General features: G+C 45.5%; 16 protein-coding genes. 5 read left to right on the top strand and 11 right to left on the bottom strand.

The window, feature by feature from the left end:
• Nucleotides 1–254 precede the first annotated feature (254 nt).
• Together CPIN_RS13940 and CPIN_RS13935 are read left to right on the top strand one after the other, a co-directional pair.
• Nucleotides 255–494, top strand: a complete 240-nt coding sequence (locus tag CPIN_RS13940) for a hypothetical protein (RefSeq protein WP_012790449.1) — start codon at nucleotides 255–257, stop codon at nucleotides 492–494.
• Between the two features lie 132 nt (nucleotides 495–626).
• Entirely contained in the window at nucleotides 627–2159 is a 1533-nt protein-coding gene (locus CPIN_RS13935; protein ID WP_012790448.1) for a serine hydrolase domain-containing protein, read from the top strand.
• A 62-nt stretch (nucleotides 2160–2221) separates the two neighbouring features.
• Here CPIN_RS13935 and CPIN_RS13930 read toward each other — a convergent pair whose 3' ends face one another.
• The 3 genes from CPIN_RS13930 to CPIN_RS13920 form a co-directional block, all read right to left on the bottom strand.
• Nucleotides 2222–3307 (bottom strand): hypothetical protein, encoded by a 1086-nt coding sequence (locus CPIN_RS13930; protein ID WP_012790447.1) that lies wholly within the window; start codon nucleotides 3305–3307, stop codon nucleotides 2222–2224.
• A gap of 361 nt (nucleotides 3308–3668) precedes the next feature.
• Complete coding sequence (locus CPIN_RS13925) at nucleotides 3669–4592, bottom strand: AraC family transcriptional regulator (RefSeq protein ID WP_012790446.1); 924 nt, start codon at nucleotides 4590–4592, stop codon at nucleotides 3669–3671.
• Between the two features lie 30 nt (nucleotides 4593–4622).
• On the bottom strand, nucleotides 4623–5171 hold the full coding sequence (locus CPIN_RS13920) for a carboxymuconolactone decarboxylase family protein (protein WP_012790445.1): 549 nt from the start codon (nucleotides 5169–5171) through the stop codon (nucleotides 4623–4625).
• 496 nt (nucleotides 5172–5667) lie between these two features.
• Here CPIN_RS13920 and CPIN_RS13915 point away from each other — a divergent pair, with 496 nt between their 5' ends.
• A complete protein-coding gene (locus CPIN_RS13915; RefSeq protein ID WP_012790444.1) occupies nucleotides 5668–6555 on the top strand; it encodes an AraC family transcriptional regulator in 888 nt (295 codons plus the stop codon).
• A 22-nt stretch (nucleotides 6556–6577) separates the two neighbouring features.
• Here CPIN_RS13915 and CPIN_RS13910 read toward each other — a convergent pair whose 3' ends face one another.
• Both CPIN_RS13910 and CPIN_RS13905 read right to left on the bottom strand, forming a co-directional pair.
• A complete protein-coding gene (locus CPIN_RS13910; RefSeq protein WP_083781098.1) occupies nucleotides 6578–7228 on the bottom strand; it encodes an alpha/beta fold hydrolase in 651 nt (216 codons plus the stop codon).
• Between the two features lie 153 nt (nucleotides 7229–7381).
• The gene (locus CPIN_RS13905) at nucleotides 7382–8368 is read right to left on the bottom strand and encodes an alpha/beta hydrolase (protein ID WP_012790442.1); all 987 of its coding nucleotides are present in this window, start codon (nucleotides 8366–8368) and stop codon (nucleotides 7382–7384) included.
• Nucleotides 8369–8613: 245 nt separating this feature from the next.
• Between CPIN_RS13905 and CPIN_RS36640 the strand changes: the two genes are divergently transcribed.
• Complete coding sequence (locus CPIN_RS36640) at nucleotides 8614–9081, top strand: GNAT family N-acetyltransferase (RefSeq protein WP_012790441.1); 468 nt, start codon at nucleotides 8614–8616, stop codon at nucleotides 9079–9081.
• Nucleotides 9082–9358: 277 nt separating this feature from the next.
• On the opposite strand, the gene CPIN_RS13895 is transcribed toward CPIN_RS36640, so the two are convergent.
• From CPIN_RS13895 to CPIN_RS13870, 6 genes are all read right to left on the bottom strand, one after another.
• The gene (locus CPIN_RS13895; RefSeq protein WP_012790440.1) at nucleotides 9359–10783 is read right to left on the bottom strand and encodes an efflux transporter outer membrane subunit; all 1425 of its coding nucleotides are present in this window, start codon (nucleotides 10781–10783) and stop codon (nucleotides 9359–9361) included.
• Nucleotides 10784–10816: 33 nt separating this feature from the next.
• Nucleotides 10817–13987 (bottom strand): efflux RND transporter permease subunit, encoded by a 3171-nt coding sequence (locus CPIN_RS13890; RefSeq protein WP_012790439.1) that lies wholly within the window; start codon nucleotides 13985–13987, stop codon nucleotides 10817–10819.
• 102 nt (nucleotides 13988–14089) lie between these two features.
• Nucleotides 14090–15271: an efflux RND transporter periplasmic adaptor subunit gene (locus CPIN_RS13885; protein WP_012790438.1), complete on the bottom strand. Its 1182-nt coding sequence runs from the start codon at nucleotides 15269–15271 to the stop codon at nucleotides 14090–14092.
• A gap of 335 nt (nucleotides 15272–15606) precedes the next feature.
• Entirely contained in the window at nucleotides 15607–16488 is an 882-nt protein-coding gene (locus tag CPIN_RS36635; protein ID WP_012790437.1) for a helix-turn-helix domain-containing protein, read from the bottom strand.
• 281 nt (nucleotides 16489–16769) lie between these two features.
• On the bottom strand, nucleotides 16770–17210 hold the full coding sequence (locus tag CPIN_RS13875) for a MarR family winged helix-turn-helix transcriptional regulator (protein ID WP_012790436.1): 441 nt from the start codon (nucleotides 17208–17210) through the stop codon (nucleotides 16770–16772).
• A 569-nt stretch (nucleotides 17211–17779) separates the two neighbouring features.
• Complete coding sequence (locus CPIN_RS13870; RefSeq protein WP_012790435.1) at nucleotides 17780–19897, bottom strand: endonuclease MutS2; 2118 nt, start codon at nucleotides 19895–19897, stop codon at nucleotides 17780–17782.
• A 298-nt stretch (nucleotides 19898–20195) separates the two neighbouring features.
• On the opposite strand from CPIN_RS13870, the gene msrA reads away from it, so the two are divergent.
• Nucleotides 20196–20753, top strand: a complete 558-nt coding sequence (gene msrA, locus CPIN_RS13865) for a peptide-methionine (S)-S-oxide reductase MsrA (RefSeq protein ID WP_012790434.1) — start codon at nucleotides 20196–20198, stop codon at nucleotides 20751–20753.
• The last annotated feature ends 142 nt before the right edge of the window (nucleotides 20754–20895 follow it).

Here is a 20895-nt window from a genome sequence, read left to right as displayed (position 1 = left end):
CCAAATATATGATTTAAAATCCAGAATCACCTGACAATCCTTACATTACGATACTTATCCGATTCCACGGATGTGCCTGTATACATATTTACCCCCTTTTTATCGGGAAGTCCACATTAACATAATAGCCATATTCAATACTTAATTATTCATGAGATATAATAGCATGATCTATAGTCTTGTTCCCATTCCGCAGAATCAAGCAGGATTTTAGCAATAAATACTATTATTAATTCTCTTTAAAACAACGAGTCATGAAAAAGCATCTTACAACATGTTGTTTGCTGATCGTATCTGGCGCATTTGTTTACTTCGGGGTAAATACAACGCCATCGTACGCAGCAAGTATAACAGACGACGAGGCATATGTTGCCTCTTTTGATCAGTATAAACAGGACACAGTTCCCGGTACTGACACATCCAGACACAAATCGAAAATGAAACACAAAATGAAAAAAGACACCACCTGGAAAAAAGACTCAATACCCCAATAAGCTAACTATACAGGCAGCCTCCGTGTAAAAACGGGGGCTGTTTCTTTTGATCACTTATCCCCTGCGTTTCGTCACATTTAGCGGGCAGTCCTCATTCTGTTCACTAGTATTGCTGTCAAATCGCACACTACTATGAAACACGCCAATTTCCTTATGCTCGTCCTGCTCTGTGCTATACAGGTTGATGCGCAGCGACAGTTAGGGAAACTCAATCAATACTTTAATCATGTTGCGCAGCAGGGATACATGAATGGGAATATACTGCTGGCGCAAAACGGGCAGACAATTTACCAGCGCTCTTTCGGCATGGCTGATATTGCCACCGGCAGACCCAATAATGACTCCTCCCGGTTTAACCTGGCTTCCATTTCCAAAGTATTTACATCTACCGCGGTCCTGCAATTAAAAGAGAAAGGATTGTTGCAGTTGAATGATACTTTTCAACATTATTTTCCGTCGTTTCCTTACGGCAATATCACCATCAGGCAGCTGCTGACACATACCTCCGGATTACCTGATCTGGAACTCTATGAATCACTGATCAGGGCATATCCCGATACGATCGTCACTAATGACATTATCATCCCGACCCTTATCAAAGAAAAAACAGCCCTGTATTTTTCTCCGGGCGATCAATTCAGGTATTCCAATACTAACTATTCGCTGCTGGCTTTGCTGGTAGAACGGTTAAGCGGACAGTCCTTCGCTGCCTACCTGCGCCAACATATATTTGAGCCGGCTGGTATGCGGCTGACCAGTTGTGATGCTTCGTCTTTCCGGCCGGCAGATAGGGCGATTGTGACGCCGCAGGTCTATGGTATGCTTTACGACTCCGTCTATACAGCAGTCTTTAATGTGAAACGGTTCATGTATACTGCCTATAATAACGATGCGGCAATCGGAGCATCCAATATCGTCAGCACAAGCGGCGATCTACAATTATTTGACAAGGCTTTCTTTGAAGGCCGGTTGATCAGTGCAGCATCAATGAAAGAAGCTTTTACACCTGTTGTATTGAACAATGGCGATACCTTATGGGAGCATATGGATACGATGAGGGGAGCAGGGAAAGGCAGTTACGGATTGGGATGGGGTATTTTCAGACAACCGGGATTCGGGACGGCAGTCGGACATGGTGGTTTTAAATTTGGTCTGGCGACCTTTTATTACAGGAATATAGACCTGGGGCAGACGATCATTGCTTTTGACAATGCACCCGGGCCTCCCTTCGGCGATGTGGTCACCTCTGCGTTCTGTATTATGAATCAGCAACCTGCATTTCCCACGCATGTCAGACAATCGCTGGTCCGGTTATTTGCACAGGCTATTACCCAATATGGATTTGACAATGCGGTGAGTTGTCTGAATACCTTAAAGAGCGATACCAGTCATTACTATTTCAGCGAAAAAGAAATGAACCAGCTGGGGTATGAGTTTCTATATTTTTCTTCTTTCCCGGCACATCAGCAACTGGCAGTACAGACATTTATGATCAATATGCTGTTGTACCCGGACAGTTTCAATACATATGACAGCTATGCGGAAGCGCTGTCAGCGACAGGCAAAAAACAGGAAGCCATCCTTATGTATCAGAAGTCCATTGCGTTAAACCCAAACAACGAAGACGGTATAGAGGCCCTGCAACGTTTACTCAGCCAGCATTAAGGGGCAGCCGGTCTGTGTTGTAAAATAGTGTGGCATTTACACGCCACACTATTTTTTTATGATTATCTGTTGTTCAGATCGGCAATCATGGACACCAGCTGTGAAGCGCTGACAGGTTGCAGATTGAAGCTGACAGGTGTATAGTTAGTACCACTGGCAGGCGCTGCAATGGTCGCATCCAGGAGCTGTGCATAGAACTGTCCGTTAAGGGCAGTAATGGCCAGGAATGTACCTTGCTGTCCGACAGGTATAATTGACTGATAGCTCAGGAAGCCGTTAAAACCGGCAGGTGCATTCAGGATGATGTTAAAGAACTTAACAACAGAGTTAATGTTCCTGGGTTTAAAGAACAGCATACTTGGCTGCTCAGGAGATGAATTAGGCGTGTCATTGTTGTATACATCAAAATAACCCAGTACGGTTGTTTTAGGTCCGGTACTACCGCTGAACACGTCGCAGTTCCTCCATTGCAACAACTGGGACAGCTGGAAATCAAGCGTACCGGTAGTTGCATTGAACAGGGCATAATCAGGCGCCTGTGTCCAGTTGATACCAGGATCCTGTGAAGCAGGTTGTGTGACAGATGTAGGCTGATTCAGCTGATTGTAACCATTGATGGTGTAGTACACGGTTGTATCACCATCCCACATAGGTACTTTTTCCTGTGGACGAACCTGGGTTCTTACAACGGTCTGTACGGCGATTGGCGCAGCCAGTACCAGGTCGGCCCCAGCTTCTGTAGCACGTACAAAATACTCTCCGTAAGACAGCAGATAAGCGCCGGCAGCAGCAGTCGGTCTGTTGCTCAGCACAAAGTCTTTCGGACTCAATACTTCTCTGATAGCCACTGAAATCGGACCGGTGGGTGCGCTACCATCTTTTCTGCGCAGCGCGCCGGCAGGAATGGTATACTTATTACCGTTTGTGGTGGTAACGGTTACCTTCTCCTTACCCTGAACGGTGAAGAACTGGGTTTTAGGACCTGCACTGGCAAAAAGCTGTGCCAGTAACTGTGCGTCTCTGTTGGGTTGTGCTTCCGCAGCGGCAATGTTGCTTTCGGGATTCAGTTTTTCTACAGTGGATTGTTTGTTACAGGAAACAACGGCAATAGTTGTCACCAAAGCGAGTGCTCTGACAAGGGATTTCATAAATTATCAGTTTTTAGTTAGGAAATTTCCAGGGTTGTTACGTTTTGCTACATATAGGTGCGACTTGATGCAAAATTAGATGTTATGACTTGAAATCATACCGCAGGAAACAATTAGGAATTAGGAATTAAGAATTGGTTAGCCGACAGTGTGATTTGCATGTCATATATTGTATAATTGGGTGGGTAATACTTATTGCATATTGCAAGAATTTTTGATGATAGCTGTATTTATTACTAATTGTTATATGCACTAAAAAACTACATGAACCTGCGGCCAAATGTATATTAAGCGGATGCTTATTGATGAATAAATTCTTAATTCTTAATTCTTAATTCTTAATTCCTAATTCCTAATTGTTTTATATGCTGAGAAATTGCTGCATGACATCTCTCTTATAATCTGTAAAGCTTCTGCCGGAGAAGTTCTTAAAGAACTTACTGAAGTGGGCGATATCATCAAACCCTAAACTATAGGCAATTTCCTTCATACTGGCGCCGGAATAGGTTGCCAGACGCTTGGCTTCCAGTATGACCCGTTGCCTGATATGATGGCTGGCAGGGAAACCGGACATTTTTTTAACCATCTCATTCAGGTGGTTCGGCGTTACCGCCAGTTCGTCGGCATATTCAGCGACGAGCTTATATTCCATATATTTCTTTTCAACAATGGAGAAAAACCGGTTGACCAATGCTTTGTTGCCTGCTTTTATAACAGGCGACATTGCGGGGCGATATTGACGGGTAAGGTAGATCATGAAGATGTTCAGTAATCCCCTTAATATTTCTGATCTGAGCAACAGGAAACTGGCAAACTCTTTCAGCATCTTTCCTGCGAGATCTTCCATTTCTTCACGGATGTCGGCGGACAACTGAATAATGGTAGTACCGGACAGCTTATGAAAGGAGCTGGCGTGAAATATCAGGGCGGCATTATCTTCGGGCATCAGCAGAAATTCTGGGCTGAAAGTGATCACAAACCCTTTTGTGCTGGTATCAGGCTTGAACTGATGCAGCTGCCCCGGGGTCAGACAATACACCATATCCGCACTCACCTCATGCTGCTCATTGTCTACTAGATAATCACCACTCCCCTCCAGTACCCATACCAGCTCAAAACTGTTATGCAGGTGCGGCTCACCATCTTTCAGGTGGTGGTTACGCCCCACATCTTCCAGTTTATGTATCTCAAAGGGTACGGTCGTCTTGTCTTCCCGGGCGGGGGGCTGTTCCGATTTGCTCTTTGAGGCTCGTTGTACGATGCAACTTCGACTAGTTTTTGTCATAGAGTGTAGTTAATGGTTCCTAAAAATTGGTCAGGCGTTGTTTTCTTCCACCAGCTCGGGGGCCAGTGGGAAGTCTATTTCTATCTGGGTAAGATTATAGAGATAATTCATGGCGATGTTATCGCTGATCTGCAGGATGAGATCTACAAGGTTCCCTTTGTCATATCCAGCCTCAAAAAAGCGCTCAAGGGCGTCAACGGACACCCGCCCCTTATTTTCCGCGATCTCCTTTGTCTGGCCGGCTAAGGCGCTTAATCTCGGATGGCTGCTGTTCCCTGTTCTGACAGCCATCAACTCTTCTTCTGATATACCATTTTTCCTGCCCATCGACGTATATGCACTCTGGCAATAACGACAACCGTTCACCTGTGCCATCACCAAGCTGACCGCATCCCTTTCCCGGTTATAGAGGGAGGTTTTTGCGGTCTGAAAGGCCAGGTACTTATTCAGTCCGTTTTCGGAATAGGCGATTGTGGCATATAAATTCGGCACCATTCCCAGTCTTCTTTGCAATGTGTCAAAGGCCGCTTCGTTTCCAGGATAAATCTGCTCTCTTGTGGGTACGCTAAAGTCTATCATTCTTCTTACTGTTTTGTTGTGACGTTGGTATAGCGGCATAGGGAAAACAAAACACATACCATACGGATAAAGGATTGGGAAACAGTCATTTGATGAAAAATCACCATTCGACAATTAACTATATTTAGTGATTTCGCTGTTTTTCTCCACTTTATTTAGTGAATAGTCGTGACTTTTTTCGCTGCGCGAAAGAATTAGGAATTAACAATTAAGAATTGGTCGCAGTAATTGAGTCCTTTATTATTTAATGAGTCAATAGAGAAGGTGCTTACCATGAAAATTCTTAATTCTTAATTCTTAATTCTTAATTCTTAATTCTTAATTCTTAATTCTTAATTGATTTTACGAAATCTAATAAAGGAATTCACGTGAAAGCCTGCGATATGACGAAATATCGTGTTTTTATATCGAGCCAAAATACGCAACCATGTGAATATCAATAAATAACAACTCAGGCATACAATTGGCCATTACGTTGGCATAAAACCACTGCATTATGAAGTATCCAGAATATTGCCCCCTGTTAAAGCTCGAAGACGTAGACGCCAATCTGCCATTCCAGATCCGTACATTTAAAAATATGCGGGAAGAAATCATCGCGCACAATAGCTCACCGCATAAACAAAACTATATAGAGATCATCTGGATCACAAAAGGAAGCGGTACCCTGGTACTGGACCTTGAAATCTTCAAACTGGAAAGTAACAGCATTTTTTGTATTACCCCCGGACAGTTACATCAGCTGAGAGAAGATGAAAGTACCGAAGGCTTTATATTATCATTTACCGAGGCATTCCTGCACATGGGTGAACAGGAATTTGACCTGATGTATAATTCGGGGCTGTTCCAGGCGTTCTCCCGTTCTGCAGGTATCAGCGTGAACAACGATATCGCGAGAGAGATGCAGGAAGTTGCATTAAAAATGCTGAAGGAATGTAATAATGTCTATCTGTTCAAAACGGAGATGCTACGCCGTTATCTGAAAATCTTCCTGATTTATGTTACCCGCCAGTTTCAGGGACCATTGACCACCGTTATTCAGACGCGTAACCTGGAGCTGACGGAGAAGTTTAAATCCCTCGTAGAAGTTAATTTCAAAACACACCGGAAAGTAGCTGATTATGCGAAACTGCTGGCAGTAACCCCTAACTATCTCAATGAGATCATCAAAAAGACGACTGCCTATCCCGCGAGCTATCATATCCGCCAGCGTATTATACTGGAAGCAAAAAGAAGGGTGGCCTATTCCGATGAATGTATGAAAGAAGTGGCCTGGTATCTTGGTTTTTCTGACATTGCGCACTTCAGCAAATTCTTCAAAAATGCAACCGGTATTACCTTCTCTGATTTCAGAAAGGAATGCCTGGTTATCAGCCCCGCGTGATAACAGGCATTCCTGCAGTTTTTTATTCTATGATTTTCAGCAATACAGTACTTACTGAGTCCGGTTTGGACAGAAAAGGACTATGTCCTGTATTGAGCGCATATATATTTTTGATACCTGCCGCAGCCGCCATCTGATTTTGCAGATCTATACCGATCGCGTGATCCTGATTGGTGTGGATATAATACTCGTCAACTGAACCAAAGTTGGCCGCTGTAACAACCGCCTTATTCGTGAACGGGATAGCCGGTTCGTCACGATATTTCGCGACCAGCTGTTCTTTTACTGCAGCTGATCCATCCTGACAAAACACATCGATCAGATTCTCTGGTTTTACCGCAATGGTAGCCGGTGTCGGAAAGATCAGTGAAGCCGGCAGTTCCGATTGTTTATCCATACCGGATAGATCCAGGACAGACTGACCGTTTGCAGGTACAAACGCCCCTATATACACCAGTTTCTCAATCTGTGCAGGTATTTTTTCGGCAGTAGCCGTAATCACTGCACCTCCCATACTGTGTCCTACGAGGACGACCTTTTGTTTCGTTGCATTGATTGCCGCGATCACTTTATCCCTGTATGCATCAATAGTTACGTTCTGCGGAGCAGTCGTATCTTCTCCATGTGCGGGTAGTTCGACAACGACCACTTTCTGCCCGTGTTGTTCAAGCAGTGTTTTTACGGATTGCTATACAAAGGCGCCCTGCCAGGAACCATGAATGAGTACAAAGGTTTTCGCCGGCGGGGCTGAGAGGCATATAAAAGATAAGCCCCTGAGCAATCATGGCTGATTTGTCAGGAGCTTTTATATAGTAACAGTGTTCGTTTACTGTTGCAGATATTTCTTCAGTTCTGCACCGGCATGATCCATCGCAGAACGCGTACCAGAAACAGTAGCGAGTGGGTTTAATAATCCCCAGTCATGGATCATTCCCTGGTAACGCACCAGCGCTACCGGTACCCCTGCCTGATCGAGTTTACGTGCATATGCTTCTCCTTCATCACGCAATACATCATTCTCAGCTACCAGCACTAATGCGGGCGGGAGTCCTTTCAGCTGTTCTGTCGTCGCCTGTAAAGGTGAGATATGAATATCGCTGCGTTGTGCAGGTGTCGAGTAATTATCAAAGAACCATTTCATCATTTCTTTTGTCAGGAAACGGCCTGTTGCAAACAGGTTGTAAGAACCGGTTTCGAAATCGGCGTTTGTTACCGGCCAGAGCATTACCTGTCCTTTGATTGCAGGCCCGTGTTTTTCTTTCGCAAGAATAGCTACAACAGCAGTCATATTACCACCCACGCTATTACCAGCCAGTGCCAGGTTCTTACCATCTACACTGATCTCATCACCATGTTCAGCTACCCATCTGGTAGCAGCATATGCCTCATTGATCTGTGTAGGGAATTTTGCTTCCGGTGCAGGTGTATAATTAGGGAAAACGGCAACAGCGCCGGATGCCACTACCAGGTCACGCACCAGTCGTTTATGTGTAGGGAAATCGCCCAGCACCCATCCACCACCGTGGAAGAACATGAACACCGGCAGTTTACCGCTCACACCAGCAGGACGTACGATATCCAGTTTGACGGTGATTCCTTCAGATGTGATGGTCTTCTCGGAAAACTCCACGCCCGAAACATCTACCTGTACGGATTCCTGTGCACCTGTCAGCACGGCGCGTGCATCCACAGGTGATAATGTTTCCAGTGGCTGGCCACCACTTGTATTTAAAGCGTGCAGGAACGCTTTAACTTTGCTGTCAATAGCAGGATCTACATCCGGATCCAGTGGTAACCTGATCTCTGTGCTCATTGTGTTTAAAGTTTATGTTGATGAATTAACAATTGCCAAAGGCGAATAGTTGCAAAGCTATTTCCAATATAGTGCCAGGACAATTGCCAATTACCTGCAAGTGTTGTCATTTTTATCGAGCAGAAAGATGTTATGACGCCGGTTACTGCGACCATCTGCACGATAAAAAAGACAAAACATACTATGATCTGACAATTGATCTATAGCGGGTCCATGCATAGATTTGAGTTCCATTACAATAGAACATGAACACCACATACAGCGCTGCGCGGTTGAATGATGCGGAAGTACTTACTATGATGTCCACGGAATTATACGGCGAGATCATCAGCCGTAAAAACCTCGCTCAAAATAAGATCGTATCTACCTTACTTTTTTATGAACAACATCACGACATGGGTACTGTCAGCATAATTGCATGTGATGGAGAACCGGCCGGATATGCCATTTCATTCTGTTACTGGAGTAACGAATACGGCGGACTAATGCTCGGGATTGACGAATTGTACATACGCCGGCAGTATCGCAGAAAAGGCATTGCCGGTAATTTTATCAGGAGTCTTATCCACGCAGGCGGACATGATCAGCCTTACGCGGGTATTGAAGTCAGTATGCACGTAGCCAATGATGCCGCCATTAAATTTCTCAACACACTGGGCATTCTGCAACATGCGCAATCCACCTATGTGAGGCTATTCGGTAAGGAGTACTAACGTCCATAATTAATACAAATTAAACCCTGATTCCTGCATTGCTATACAACATCATTTTTTTCACCTTTGTATTGTTATCAATAAGATATCGGATCATCAGCGAAAATTAAACCTGATATTTTTATCAAGTTGGCATTGGTTACCAAACGGCTGTTTCTATTCAGAAACAGCTTTTTTTATTATAGTTAACAACAAAAATAAATAGCGCCACAGAGTTGTGGCGCTATTGGGTTACAAACATTTATCTACCTATTACAACTGTTTTATTTTTCATCCCCTATTTCCAACCTCCTCCCAGACTCCTGTATAATTCAACAGAAGCGCTCAGTTGCTGACGGGTAATATCAGCCTGTGTGAGTGATGCCTGTAACGACCGGCCCTGCGCAGTGATCACATCCAGGTAGTTAGCCATGCCACTGCGGAACAGCATTCTTGCCTGAGAAGTAGCCAGCGCCAGTGTAGTTACCTGGTTAGAGGCGATTACCTGCTGCTCTTTCAGCTTATCCAGTCTCACCAGGGAGTTGGACACCTCTCCGATCGCATTCAGCGCTACCTGTCTGAACCTGATCACCGCTTCTTCACGCTGAATCTTTGCTACTTCAAGGTTCGTTTTGAGTTGTCCACGCTGAAACACCGGTTGAGTAAGACTTCCTGCTACCATACCAAACAGCGAAGCCGGTAATGTAAACCAGTCGCTTGCTTTAAAAGCATTCACGCCGCCACTTGCCGTAATGTTCAAGGCCGGATACATACTGGCCTGTGCTACGCCTACTTCTGCATTCGCAGCTACCAGCGCCATTTCCTGTTCTTTTACATCCGGTCTGTTACTCAGCAGTGCTGCAGGTACGCCGGCAGGCATCAGTTCGCGGAGTGGTGTGGTGATCAGCGTCGTACTATATGCCACCGTACCAGGCAGTTCTCCGGCCAGTATACGCAGGGTATTCTGTTCGATCGCTTTTGCCTGTTCCAGCTGCGGAATCAGTAAAGCAGCTGTCTGACGTTGTGCCTCTGCCTGTTGTACCGCCAGTTCGGTGGTTTCGCCGGCCGTCTTCTGCAAACGGATCATCTGTACGATAGTATCACTCAGTAATACGTTGCTCCTGGCGATTTCCAGCTGTGCATCCAGCATCAGCAGGTTATAATAACTGTTGGCAATATCTGCCACCAATCCTGTCTGTACCGCATGCATGCCTTCAAATGTACCGAGGTAGCTGGCCAGTGCCGCTTCCTTGCGACGTTTGATCTTACCCCATACATCGATCTCCCAGGAAAGGCCGGCATTCAGACTGTAGTCTTCGATATGCTCAGTACCCAGGAAAGTATTCAGACTGGTTCCGTTCAAACTATTCTTTGAAGGGATGGAAGTAGACGCTGCTGCCTGGAGATTTACCGTTGGCAGCCAGCCTAATTTCGCTTGTTTTAAGTATGCCTGTGCCGTTTCTATGCGTTTAATTGCCAGTTGCAAATCATAGTTCCCGCTCAGCGCCCTTCCTATCAGTCCCTGTAATGTCGTATCTGTAAAAAACTGTTTCCATTCCAAAGTCGCAATGCTGCTGTCAGCACTTGCTGCCGACACTGTATCATTGTACTGAGCCGGCAGTGCCAGGGAGGGTCGTTGGTAATTGCGACCCACCCGACATGCTACCAATCCCGCAACTATAAGTGTAGAGACGATTGAAAGGCGAATATATTTTAGTGTCATCCTGTTTTCTTTATACTTTAATATTAGAAGCGCTTATACGGTTGCATCGCTTGCTGCATCTGTATGTGTCGTCTTGAACGGCTTACCGCTGATCCTCTCCTGTAAATACTGGAAAATGATAAACAATACAGGAATAGCGAAGATACCCAGTATCACACCTGTCAGCATACCACCAGCCGCGCCGGTACTGATGGAACGGTTACCCAATGCCGAGGAACCTGTCGCCCGCATCAGCGGTGTCAGACCAGCCACAAAGGCGAAGGACGTCATCAGGATCGGACGGAGACGTAAACGGGATGCTTCCAGTGCAGCAGCTAATAGTCCCATACCATTACGACGTCGCTGTACGGCATATTCCACGATCAGGATCGCGTTTTTCGCCAACAGACCAATCAGCATGATCAGACCTACCTGCACATATATATTATTGTCAATACCAAACAGGTTAATGAATACGAATACACCGAAGATACCCAGCGGAATAGACAGTAGCACTGACAACGGCAGGATATAACTTTCATACTGTGCGGCCAGCAGGAAGTATACAAACACAAGACATAACAGGAAGATGATACCTGCCTGTCCGCCTGCCGCAATCTCCTCTTTCGTCATACCTACCCACTCATAAGAATAACCTCTTGGCAGGTATTGCTGTGCCACTTCTTCTACTGCCTTGATCGCGTCACCGGAGCTGTAACCAGGTTTCGGCTGACCGTTAATCGTTACGGCATTGAAGAGGTTATTACGGGTCACTGTTTCCGGACCGTATACTCTTTCCAGTTTCACGACTGCATTCACCGGTACCATTTCACCGGTACTGTTCTTTACAAAAATCTCGTTCAATGAAGCCGGTTCTGCACGTGCAGGCGCTTCCGCCTGTACAATTACACGGTAGTATTTACCGAAGCGGTTGAAGTCGGAAGCGAAGGTGCTGCCATAATATACCTGCATGGTCTGGAGGATATCTGATAAAGAGATACCCAGCTGTTTGGCCTTTGCTTCATCGATTTCCAGGTTATATTGCGGGTTACCGGCATTGAAGGTGGTGAAGGCAAAAGCGATCTCTTTACGTTTCATCAGTTCGCCGATAAAACCATACGCCGTATTGGCCAGTTTATCGATTGGTCCGCCGTTACGGTCCTGCAGGATCACCTCAAAACCATCCACGTTACTGAAACCAGGCACGGTCGGAATGTTAAACATGAAGATATTGGCTTCCTTGATGCCCGCCAGTTTAGCCTGCATCATGCCCATTACATCTTTCAGGTCTTTCATCTGACCACGCTCTTCGTGTTTCTTCAGTTTCACGAAACCTACGGCAGAAGCAGAACTGTTAGAGTTGGTGAGCAGGTTGAAACCCGATACGCTCAGGAAACTGTTCACTGATTCCAACGCTTTCATTTCCTTCTCTACTTTATTCACCACTTCCTGTGTACGTTGCAGGGAAGATCCCGGCGGCATGGTTACAGAATATACCACAAAACCATTATCCTCTGTGGGGATAAAACCGGTCGGGGTTCTCTTCACCAGCCATACGGTCACACCGATAATAATTGCCAGCGCAGTTAAAGGCACCCATTTGCGTCTTACAAGGAAACGAACGCTATGGATGTATTTATTGGTCACTGCTTCAAAACCGGAGTTGAAAGCTGTAAAGAAGCGCTTACCAAAACCTTTTGTATAAGCAGTGCCGTGCGTTTGATTGCTATGGTTGTTCTTCAGCAGCAGCGCACATAAGGCCGGACTCAGGGTCAATGCGTTCAGTGCGGAGATCAGGATGGCAATTGCCAGTGTGAAGGCGAACTGCCGGTAGAATACCCCTGCCGGTCCCTGCATGAAACCAACCGGTATGAATACCGCTGCCATTACGAGGGTGATGGAGATGATCGCACCGGATATCTCCTGCATACTGGTGATCGTGGCTGCCCTTGGGGACATATTAATGGTCTCCATTTTTGAGTGTACGGCTTCGACGACCACAATGGCGTCATCCACCACAATACCGATGGCCAGTACGAGTGCGAACAGGGTAAGCAGGTTGATGGTAAAACCAAACAGCTGCATGAAGAAGAAAGTACCGATGATCGCTACAGGTACTGCGATAGCAGGAATCAGGGTAGAACGGAAATCCTGCAGGAAGATGAACACAACTATAAACACCAGGATAAAGGCTTCTATCAGTGTATGTTTCACCTGGTCGATCGATTCATCCAGGTATTCCTTGGTGCTGTAGATATTGAAATAATCTACCCCATTCGGGAACAGCCCGGCTGCTTTTTTCATCAGCTCGTTTACCTGCGTCTGTATTTCGTTGGCATTGGAACCGGCCGTCTGATAAATCGCGATACCGATACCATATTTACCATTTACGTGTGTGTCACTGCTATAAGTAAAGGAACCGAATTCTACACGTGCCACGTCTTTCAGGCGCAGCAGCGAACCGTCTGCATTTGCTTTCAGTACGATGTCTTCATACTGTGCATTCTGGTTACGCTTTCCTTTGTATTTGATCACATATTCAAATGCTTCCTTGCTGCTTTCACCGAAACGACCTGGTGCTGCTTCAAGGTTCTGTTCACGGATCGCGCTCAATACATCCTGGGGAGACAGGTTATTGGCAGCGAGACGGTCAGGGCGCAACCAGATACGCATAGAGTAATCTTTCGCACCGAATACCATTGCCTGACCGACACCGGTCACACGTTGTATTTCGGGGATGATGTTGATCTTTGCGTAGTTCTGCAAAAACTTCTCATCATATTCAGCCATTTCGCTGAACAGGTTCACCACCATGATCATACTGTTCTGCTGTTTCTGTGTGGTGATACCTGCGCTCACTACTTCTACCGGCAGGAGGCTGGTCGCTTTCGCCACGCGGTTCTGTACGTTTACAGCGGCGAGGTCAGGATCAGTACCCAGTTTAAAGTATACGGTCAGCGTCATGGAGCCGTCGTTGTTGGAAGTGGAGGTCATATAGGTCATGTTCTCCACACCATTCACTGCTTCTTCAATAGGCGTTGCTACTGAACGGGCTACCACTTCCGCGTTCGCACCCGGATAGGAGGCTGTTACGGCCACACTGGGCGGTGCGATATCGGGGAACTGCGTCACGGGCAGGGTGGCGAGCGACAATAATCCCAGCAATACCAGGATAATGGACACCACCGTTGCCAGTACGGGTCTTTCTATAAATCTTCTTAACATAATTGCTTGCGTTAGTTGTTTGTCAGGATGTCCGGAGTGTACTATCCCCTGCGGTCTTTTCAAACCGTGACAGCGGGGAGTACATTACTATACTGTCGTCAGTTAGAGCGGTCTGGCTTTCAGCAGACTATCCATTGAAATGGGTTGCGGTTGAATCACCATTCCATCACGCAGACGGTCTAACCCGGTGTATACAACAGATTCACCGGCGCTCACGCCTTTTGCCACGAAATAGTACGCACCATTTTTGCCTGATACGGTGATCGGTTTGCTTGCTACTTTATTACTGTCGCCAACAGTAAATACGAAGATCTTATCCTGTAATTCGAAAGTAGCTTCCTGTGGTACCACCAATGCAGCAAAGGATTCAGAGAGTTTTACTTTACCTGTATTGCCGGAGCGCAGCAGACCGTTCGGGTTTGGAAATGTAGCGCGGAAACTTACGGCGCCCATTGTTTTATCGAACTGACCTTCCATGGTTTCGATGCGGCCTTTTTCAGGATAAATGGTATTATCGGGTAATACCAGTTCAACCGGCGGCAGTTGTTTTACTTTTTCCGCGATGGTATTGCCTGGGAATTTATCCTTGAATTGCAGGAAGTCAATTTCACTCATAGAGAAGTAAGCATATACTTCATTTACATCAGACAGCACGGTGAGTGGCTGCGCTTCGCTACGACCTACAAGGCTACCATTCTTATAAGGAATGCGGCCGATATAACCGCTCACAGGCGCTGTGATCAGCGTAAAACCTACGTTAATTCGTGCATTGCTGACCATGGCCTGTGCCTGTGCTACATTGGCTTTTGCAGCCTGGTAAGCGGCTTTGGCCGTTTTCAGCTGTATGTCGGATACAACATTATTGTCTACCAGCGGCGTCAGTCTGGATACTTCCAGCGATGCTTTTTCTTCATTGGCCTGTGCCGCCAGCAGACTGGCTGATGCGTTGCTCAACTGTTCCTGATAAGGACGATCATTGATGCGGAATAATGGTTGTCCGGCTTTCACATAAGCGCCTTCATCTACAAAGATCTTATCGATATATCCATCTACCTGTGCACGGATCTCCACGTTCACCTTACCTTCCAGTGCAGCGTTATATTCACGGTGAGTGGAAGCAGGAACCGCGGCGGCCTTGAATACAGGCAACGCAGTTACAGGAGGAGCACCACCTTCCGGATTAGCGGAAGAGGAAGCGCAACCTGATAATACTGCCAGCAGTATCAGGCTATAGAGAAAGCCTACAGGCTTTTGTTTGTAAACTTGTTGAAATAAGTGGTTCATACGGTTTTGTGTTTTCTTTGATTATTGACAATAGCCGGACACGCTGTAATCTTTATTGGCGATTTCAGACACATTGTGGAGCTATGGGCAAACCTTGCCATATCCCTTCCCGGTTGATGGAAAGAAAATAGTTGTCGTTGCGTAGTGTTGGAACTACGGGGTAGATTTACTAATAATAGCTAATAGAGAAATTTGGTTCCTGATAATTAACAGGTGAGATCATTGTACTTCATGAGCGTTCGGTTTTAGTTGACGATTGCTAAAACAGTTTCCATTCTATCCGATTTACAAAAATAGGACGTATAAAAAAGAAAATCATTTAACTAATTACGGTATTAATTGTACTTTTCACGGATGCTACGTTGAAAAGAAGCAGGTGTTGCACCTGTATGTTTTTTAAAGAAGCGATTAAAATAACCGTCATCTTCAAAGTTCAGTTGTCCTGCAATCTCTTTAATTGTATGTTCACCCCAATACAATAACCGCTTTGCTTCAGTAATACGTTTTTCGTCTATAATTTGTTTAGCGGTCTTCCCTAATGCGGACTTAATCGTGTCATTCAGGTGACCTGGCGTTACAAACATCAGTTCTGCGTAATGGGCTACCTGTGTTTTATCTTTATAATGGATGTCGGACAGTTCATTGAATTGTCTGACGATACGGTTAGGTAAGGTATCCGACTGGATAGAGGCGATATCGAGTTGCGGCAGTCTGGCGGTAGCGGCCATCAGCGATTTCAGCTGACTACGGATGATCAGGTCACTGAGTGGCTGCGGATTTTCCGTTTCTCTGAGCATGAGGCGTGCAAAGCCCAGCAGCTCTTTGAGCTGTCCGTCGGTAAGTGGCACAATCGCTTTTTCAAATACGCATGACCAGCACACCATTCCACTGGCAGATGTTTCTGGCAGCAAAAATTCCGGAGAGAAGGAAATGTTCACAATTTCAGACAGGCTATCACCGGTATACCGGTAGATCTGATCAGGAGATAACATGATCAGTGCCGGTGCTTTCACGGTATATTTTTCGAAGTCTATATATTGTATGCTTTCGCCGGATAATAACAACGTAAGGCTGTAATTGGAACGTCTGTGCGGCTCAGACACATCTTCAGGTTGTACCAGATAGGTTGTACGGTCAATATGAAATCCTCTCACAGGATTACCAGGCCTGTTGACGTCGGCATAGTCGTAAACGGGTATCAATACATTATTCCTCATAATACTTGACGTTTGGTATTAGTAATGCACACTACAGTAAATAAGGGGATCAGGCAGATCTCATTATTGGATCCGGACAGAAGCAGGTGGTAACAAGTAGTATTAACGTATGGTGTTCGTTATGGTGGTACAAAAGTATACATTCCACCCACAAATCATAGTTATTCTTCTGATATTAATTTATATCTCGATAATTTAGTTCCATACAGTTTGCGCTACTTTTCAATCCTGCATTTAATTAGCCGGCTAAATAAATAATTTAAAAAAAAGGAAAAATGCGCCTATTCTTCCTCTTCTATGTTTTCCAATACCTGCATTAGCAGTCGTCTGAGCAATACCTTTTCTTCTGTACTCATGTTTTTTACCATCTGCTGTTCCAGCTTATTCCAGGTAGTATCTATTATATCGGTGGCTGCTTCTTTTCCTTTATCAGTCAGGCTGACTCTCACAACCCGCTGATCGTTATTACATTTTTCTTTTGTGAGAAACCCGTTTTTCTCCAGTCGTTCGGCTGTTCGTGTTACAGTTGCGGGTGTTACTTCCAGATTTTCCGTGAGTTCATTCATCGTCATAGGCCCCCCACACAACAGCTGCGCCAGGAAGTGCTCCTGACCGGCGTGGAGCTGATGGGCAGCCAGCATCTGGTTGCCTTTATTCCTGTGTACCTTGCAGATCTGCGTCAGCAGGTGACTGATGGTACTACACATCATCGGTCTGTTCATAAAACGAAGATAATACAAATTAATTAGCCGGCTAAAGAAATATTGCAAGTATTGAGAATTATTGGAGCGGGGTCAGGCGAAAAACCATTAATTATTAATTTTCATCAAGTGTTAAAAGGCATTCGCATCCTTCCTCACCTAAAAGCTTTCAGGGGAGAAAATGGTCGCTGAAACAATTGCTGACCTGTCAAGTGAACCTGCATTAAATATGCTAGTTATAAAGTTGCTTCGGTTGAGATTTTATTCAATATTTCAGATAATTCCCAGATAAGCCGTAGATAACCCGTATATAAGCCGTAGATAACACATTCTTATAAGTACGGGTTATCTACGGCTTATATAAGGGTTATCTATGGGACGACATTGGTTTATATCATATTACGAAGCGAGACAGTATAGTTATTCAGTACAGAAAAACCTTACAGTTGATCTATTGAATGCAGGATAGCATTACAGGTGTGGATTGTTTCAGCGAGCGCTTTATATTCAGGTCCAAAAAAAAGGGCGCCTCAAAATGAAGCGCCCTCCTGATTATAATATGTAATAAATGCTTAATTCTTCATTAAGTACTACTTAGCCGTTTCTTCTTTCGGCCGCTCTTTCACCAGTACCAGGTCAGACAGTGCCACGTTCATCGGAATATTGCCGAGTTTTACGATACCGCGTTTGTCGCGGACTTCCATCAGCTTTCCTACCTGGCCATTGCTCTTGATCTTTACCTGGTCGCCCAGTTTCAGGTCGGCTCCTACTACCTCCAGGAATTTATCCTGAATTTTCTTTTCGAAGCGTTCGTTGATCTGTTTCTGGCGTTTATGGAATAACAGGGCTTCTGCCTGTTTCATGACTTTCTGTTTGTCATCTGTACGTTTCCACTCAAAAACAATCTGTTTCAGCTTGCGCTCCATATCCTTGAGGTACTGGAGTTCTTCTTCCTTGATCTGGTTTTGCAGTTTCAGGGTAGTGAATTGCTGGGTTTTCCTTTCCTTATCGGACAGGATCTCGTATTCACGTTTCAGCTTTTCATTCTCCTTCAGGAGTTTCTGCAGTTCTTTCTCCTTGGCTTCTACTTTCTGCAGATCCTGTTCTGCTTTGTTGAGCAGTTTATCCAGCTGGAAGTGCCCTTCGTCCACCAGGTTTTTGGCCCGGGCAATGAGGGCAGGCTGCAGACCGATACGCTGCGCGATAGAGAACGTATACGAGCTACCTGGTTTACCTACGATCAGTTTGTACATAGGCGACAGGTTTTCCTCGTCGAAGCCCATAGCGCCGTTGATGATACCACGTACCTTATTGGCCATTACCTTCAGGTTGAGGTAGTGGGTGGTAACGATACCAAAAGCGTGTTTCTTGGCCATTTCTTCCATGATCACCTCTGCGAAGGCGCCCCCGAGATTCGGGTCAGAACCGCTACCTAATTCATCGATGAAGAACATGGTCTTACCATTGGCGTTCTCCATGAAGTACTTCATGTTCTTCAGGTGAGAACTATAAGTACTCAGTTCAAATTCCAGGGACTGAGTATCACCGATATGGATCATCAGCTGACGGAAAATACCGAGTTGTGAGCTGGGGTGTACAGGCACCAGCAGGCCTGCCTGCAGCATGAGCTGGATCAGGCCGACCGTTTTCATGGTCACGGTTTTACCGCCGGCATTCGGACCGCTGATCACCAGGATATGGTTATCCTTGTTCAGGGTCAGGTTCACCGGGATGGTCGGTTTCTTGTTACGGCGGTTATACAGGAGCAGCAGCGGGTGGTGCGCGTCTACGAGATGCGCTTCCGCGTGCGGCGTCAGCATGGGGTAGTTACCGTCCATGTCCAGCGCCAGTTTGGCTTTTGCCCTGATAAAGTCGTATTGTCCGAGTATCTCGTGATAGTTATTGAGCAGGTGACTGTGCTGACTGAGCTGGTGGGTCAGTGTACGCAGTATTTTGTACACCTCTTTACTTTCTTCCCTTTCGAGGGACATCACGTCATTGTTCAGTTCTATCGTTTCTTCCGGTTCGACGAAAGCAGTACGGCGGGTATCGGACTCCCCGTGGAGGATACCTTTCACCATACGTTTGTTTTCGGCGTAGATCGCCACTACCCTTCTTCCGTTCAGGAAGGCTTCTTCCGTATCGGCGAGGTAGCCAAGTTTACTAAGTTTACTAAGACAGCGCTCAAATGCGCGGCGTAGTTCGTTCCTTTTACGGAACAGGTTCATACGGATTTTAGCCAGTTCAGGGGTGGCGTTGTCGCGTACTTCTCCATGCTCATCAAGTACTTCGTCGATGAGCGCGGTGATTTTCTTCTCATAGTGGGTATGAGTAATCACGCTGAACAGTCCTGCATAAGTGACACGCCTGTCGTGATCAAAGAAACGTACAATGCTGTGCATACTTTCCGCCAGCTTACGCAACTGCATAATCTGTTCTTCGCTCAGTACAGCACCCTGGATGCTCAGCAAACGCAGTTCATTTTTCAGGTTCAGTACATAATCGTTGGGAAAGTGTTCCTGCAGCAAAGTCAGCTGCTTGTATTCATGGGCCTGTTGCAGGGCCGTTTTTACATAATCAATGTGGGTGTGCAAACGCAGTTCATCTGCCATTTGTTTGCCCAGCTCCGTTTTACAATGCTCTTTTAACAAAGCCTGTACCTTGTCAAATTCCAGCTGTACCAGTGCTGAATCGGGAAAATATTTCATCTTACTTATCCATACAAAGCCTGTAAACCCTTTGTTTACAGACGGTTAAAATTGGCTGATGCCGTTCCGAACCTTCTACGGGCCGGCAAAAGGAATGTTAAAGTTACTTAACTTGCTGGTTTATTCCGTTAATCTTGTCGTAATTTAACTGGCTCCGGGTATCTGAGCCCTGACCGCAAAATGCTACTTTCAACATTTAAAAATCATGCGAAGATACTCAATATTAAGCTGTTTACTGGCACTAACTATTTGTGCCTGCGGACAGGGTGAAAAATCAAAGGATAAAGTACCAGACGATATGGCAATCAGCAATAACATAAAAGCAGCTAAAGCCACCTTTGGCGGCGGATGTTTCTGGTGTACAGAGGCACAGTTTCAGTACCTGGATGGGGTGATCAGTGTGGAATCGGGTTATGCAGGCGGCACCGTTGCCAATCCCGGTTATGAAGACGTGTCAACCGGTACTACCGGCCATGCAGAAGTCATACAGGTGACCTACGATCCGGTAAAGATCTCCTATGACGAGCTATTACAGGCTTTCTGGCAAAGCCATGACCCGACCCAGCTAAACCGGCAGGGAAATGATGTCGGAACGCAATACCGTTCCGTTATCTTCTATCACAATGAGGATCAGCACAAACTGGCCGAATTGTATAAACAGAAACTGGATGCATCCGGCGCATATGATAAACCGGTAGTCACTGAAATAGCCCCCCTGACGGATTTTTTTAAAGCGGAGGACTATCACCAGAACTATTATAACGAAAATGGCTCCCAGCCATATTGCCATTTCGTTATACAACCCAAACTGGCCAAATTCAAAAAAGTATTTAAAGATAAATTAAAGACGAATTAACTTATTGTTATACAAGTTCTTGCTAACGCGAATGGGTAAACCTCATTCGCGTTTTTACATAATGTCCAGACATTACATATTTTTACATATTTAATATTTGGCGTATATTGCACTCCGGACAATATCCCGACCCTATCACACA

Origin of the sequence: Chitinophaga pinensis DSM 2588 (assembly GCF_000024005.1) — a bacterium.
Taxonomy (GTDB): Bacteria; Bacteroidota; Bacteroidia; order Chitinophagales; family Chitinophagaceae; genus Chitinophaga; species Chitinophaga pinensis.
This window is presented reverse-complemented; position numbering and strand designations above follow the sequence as displayed.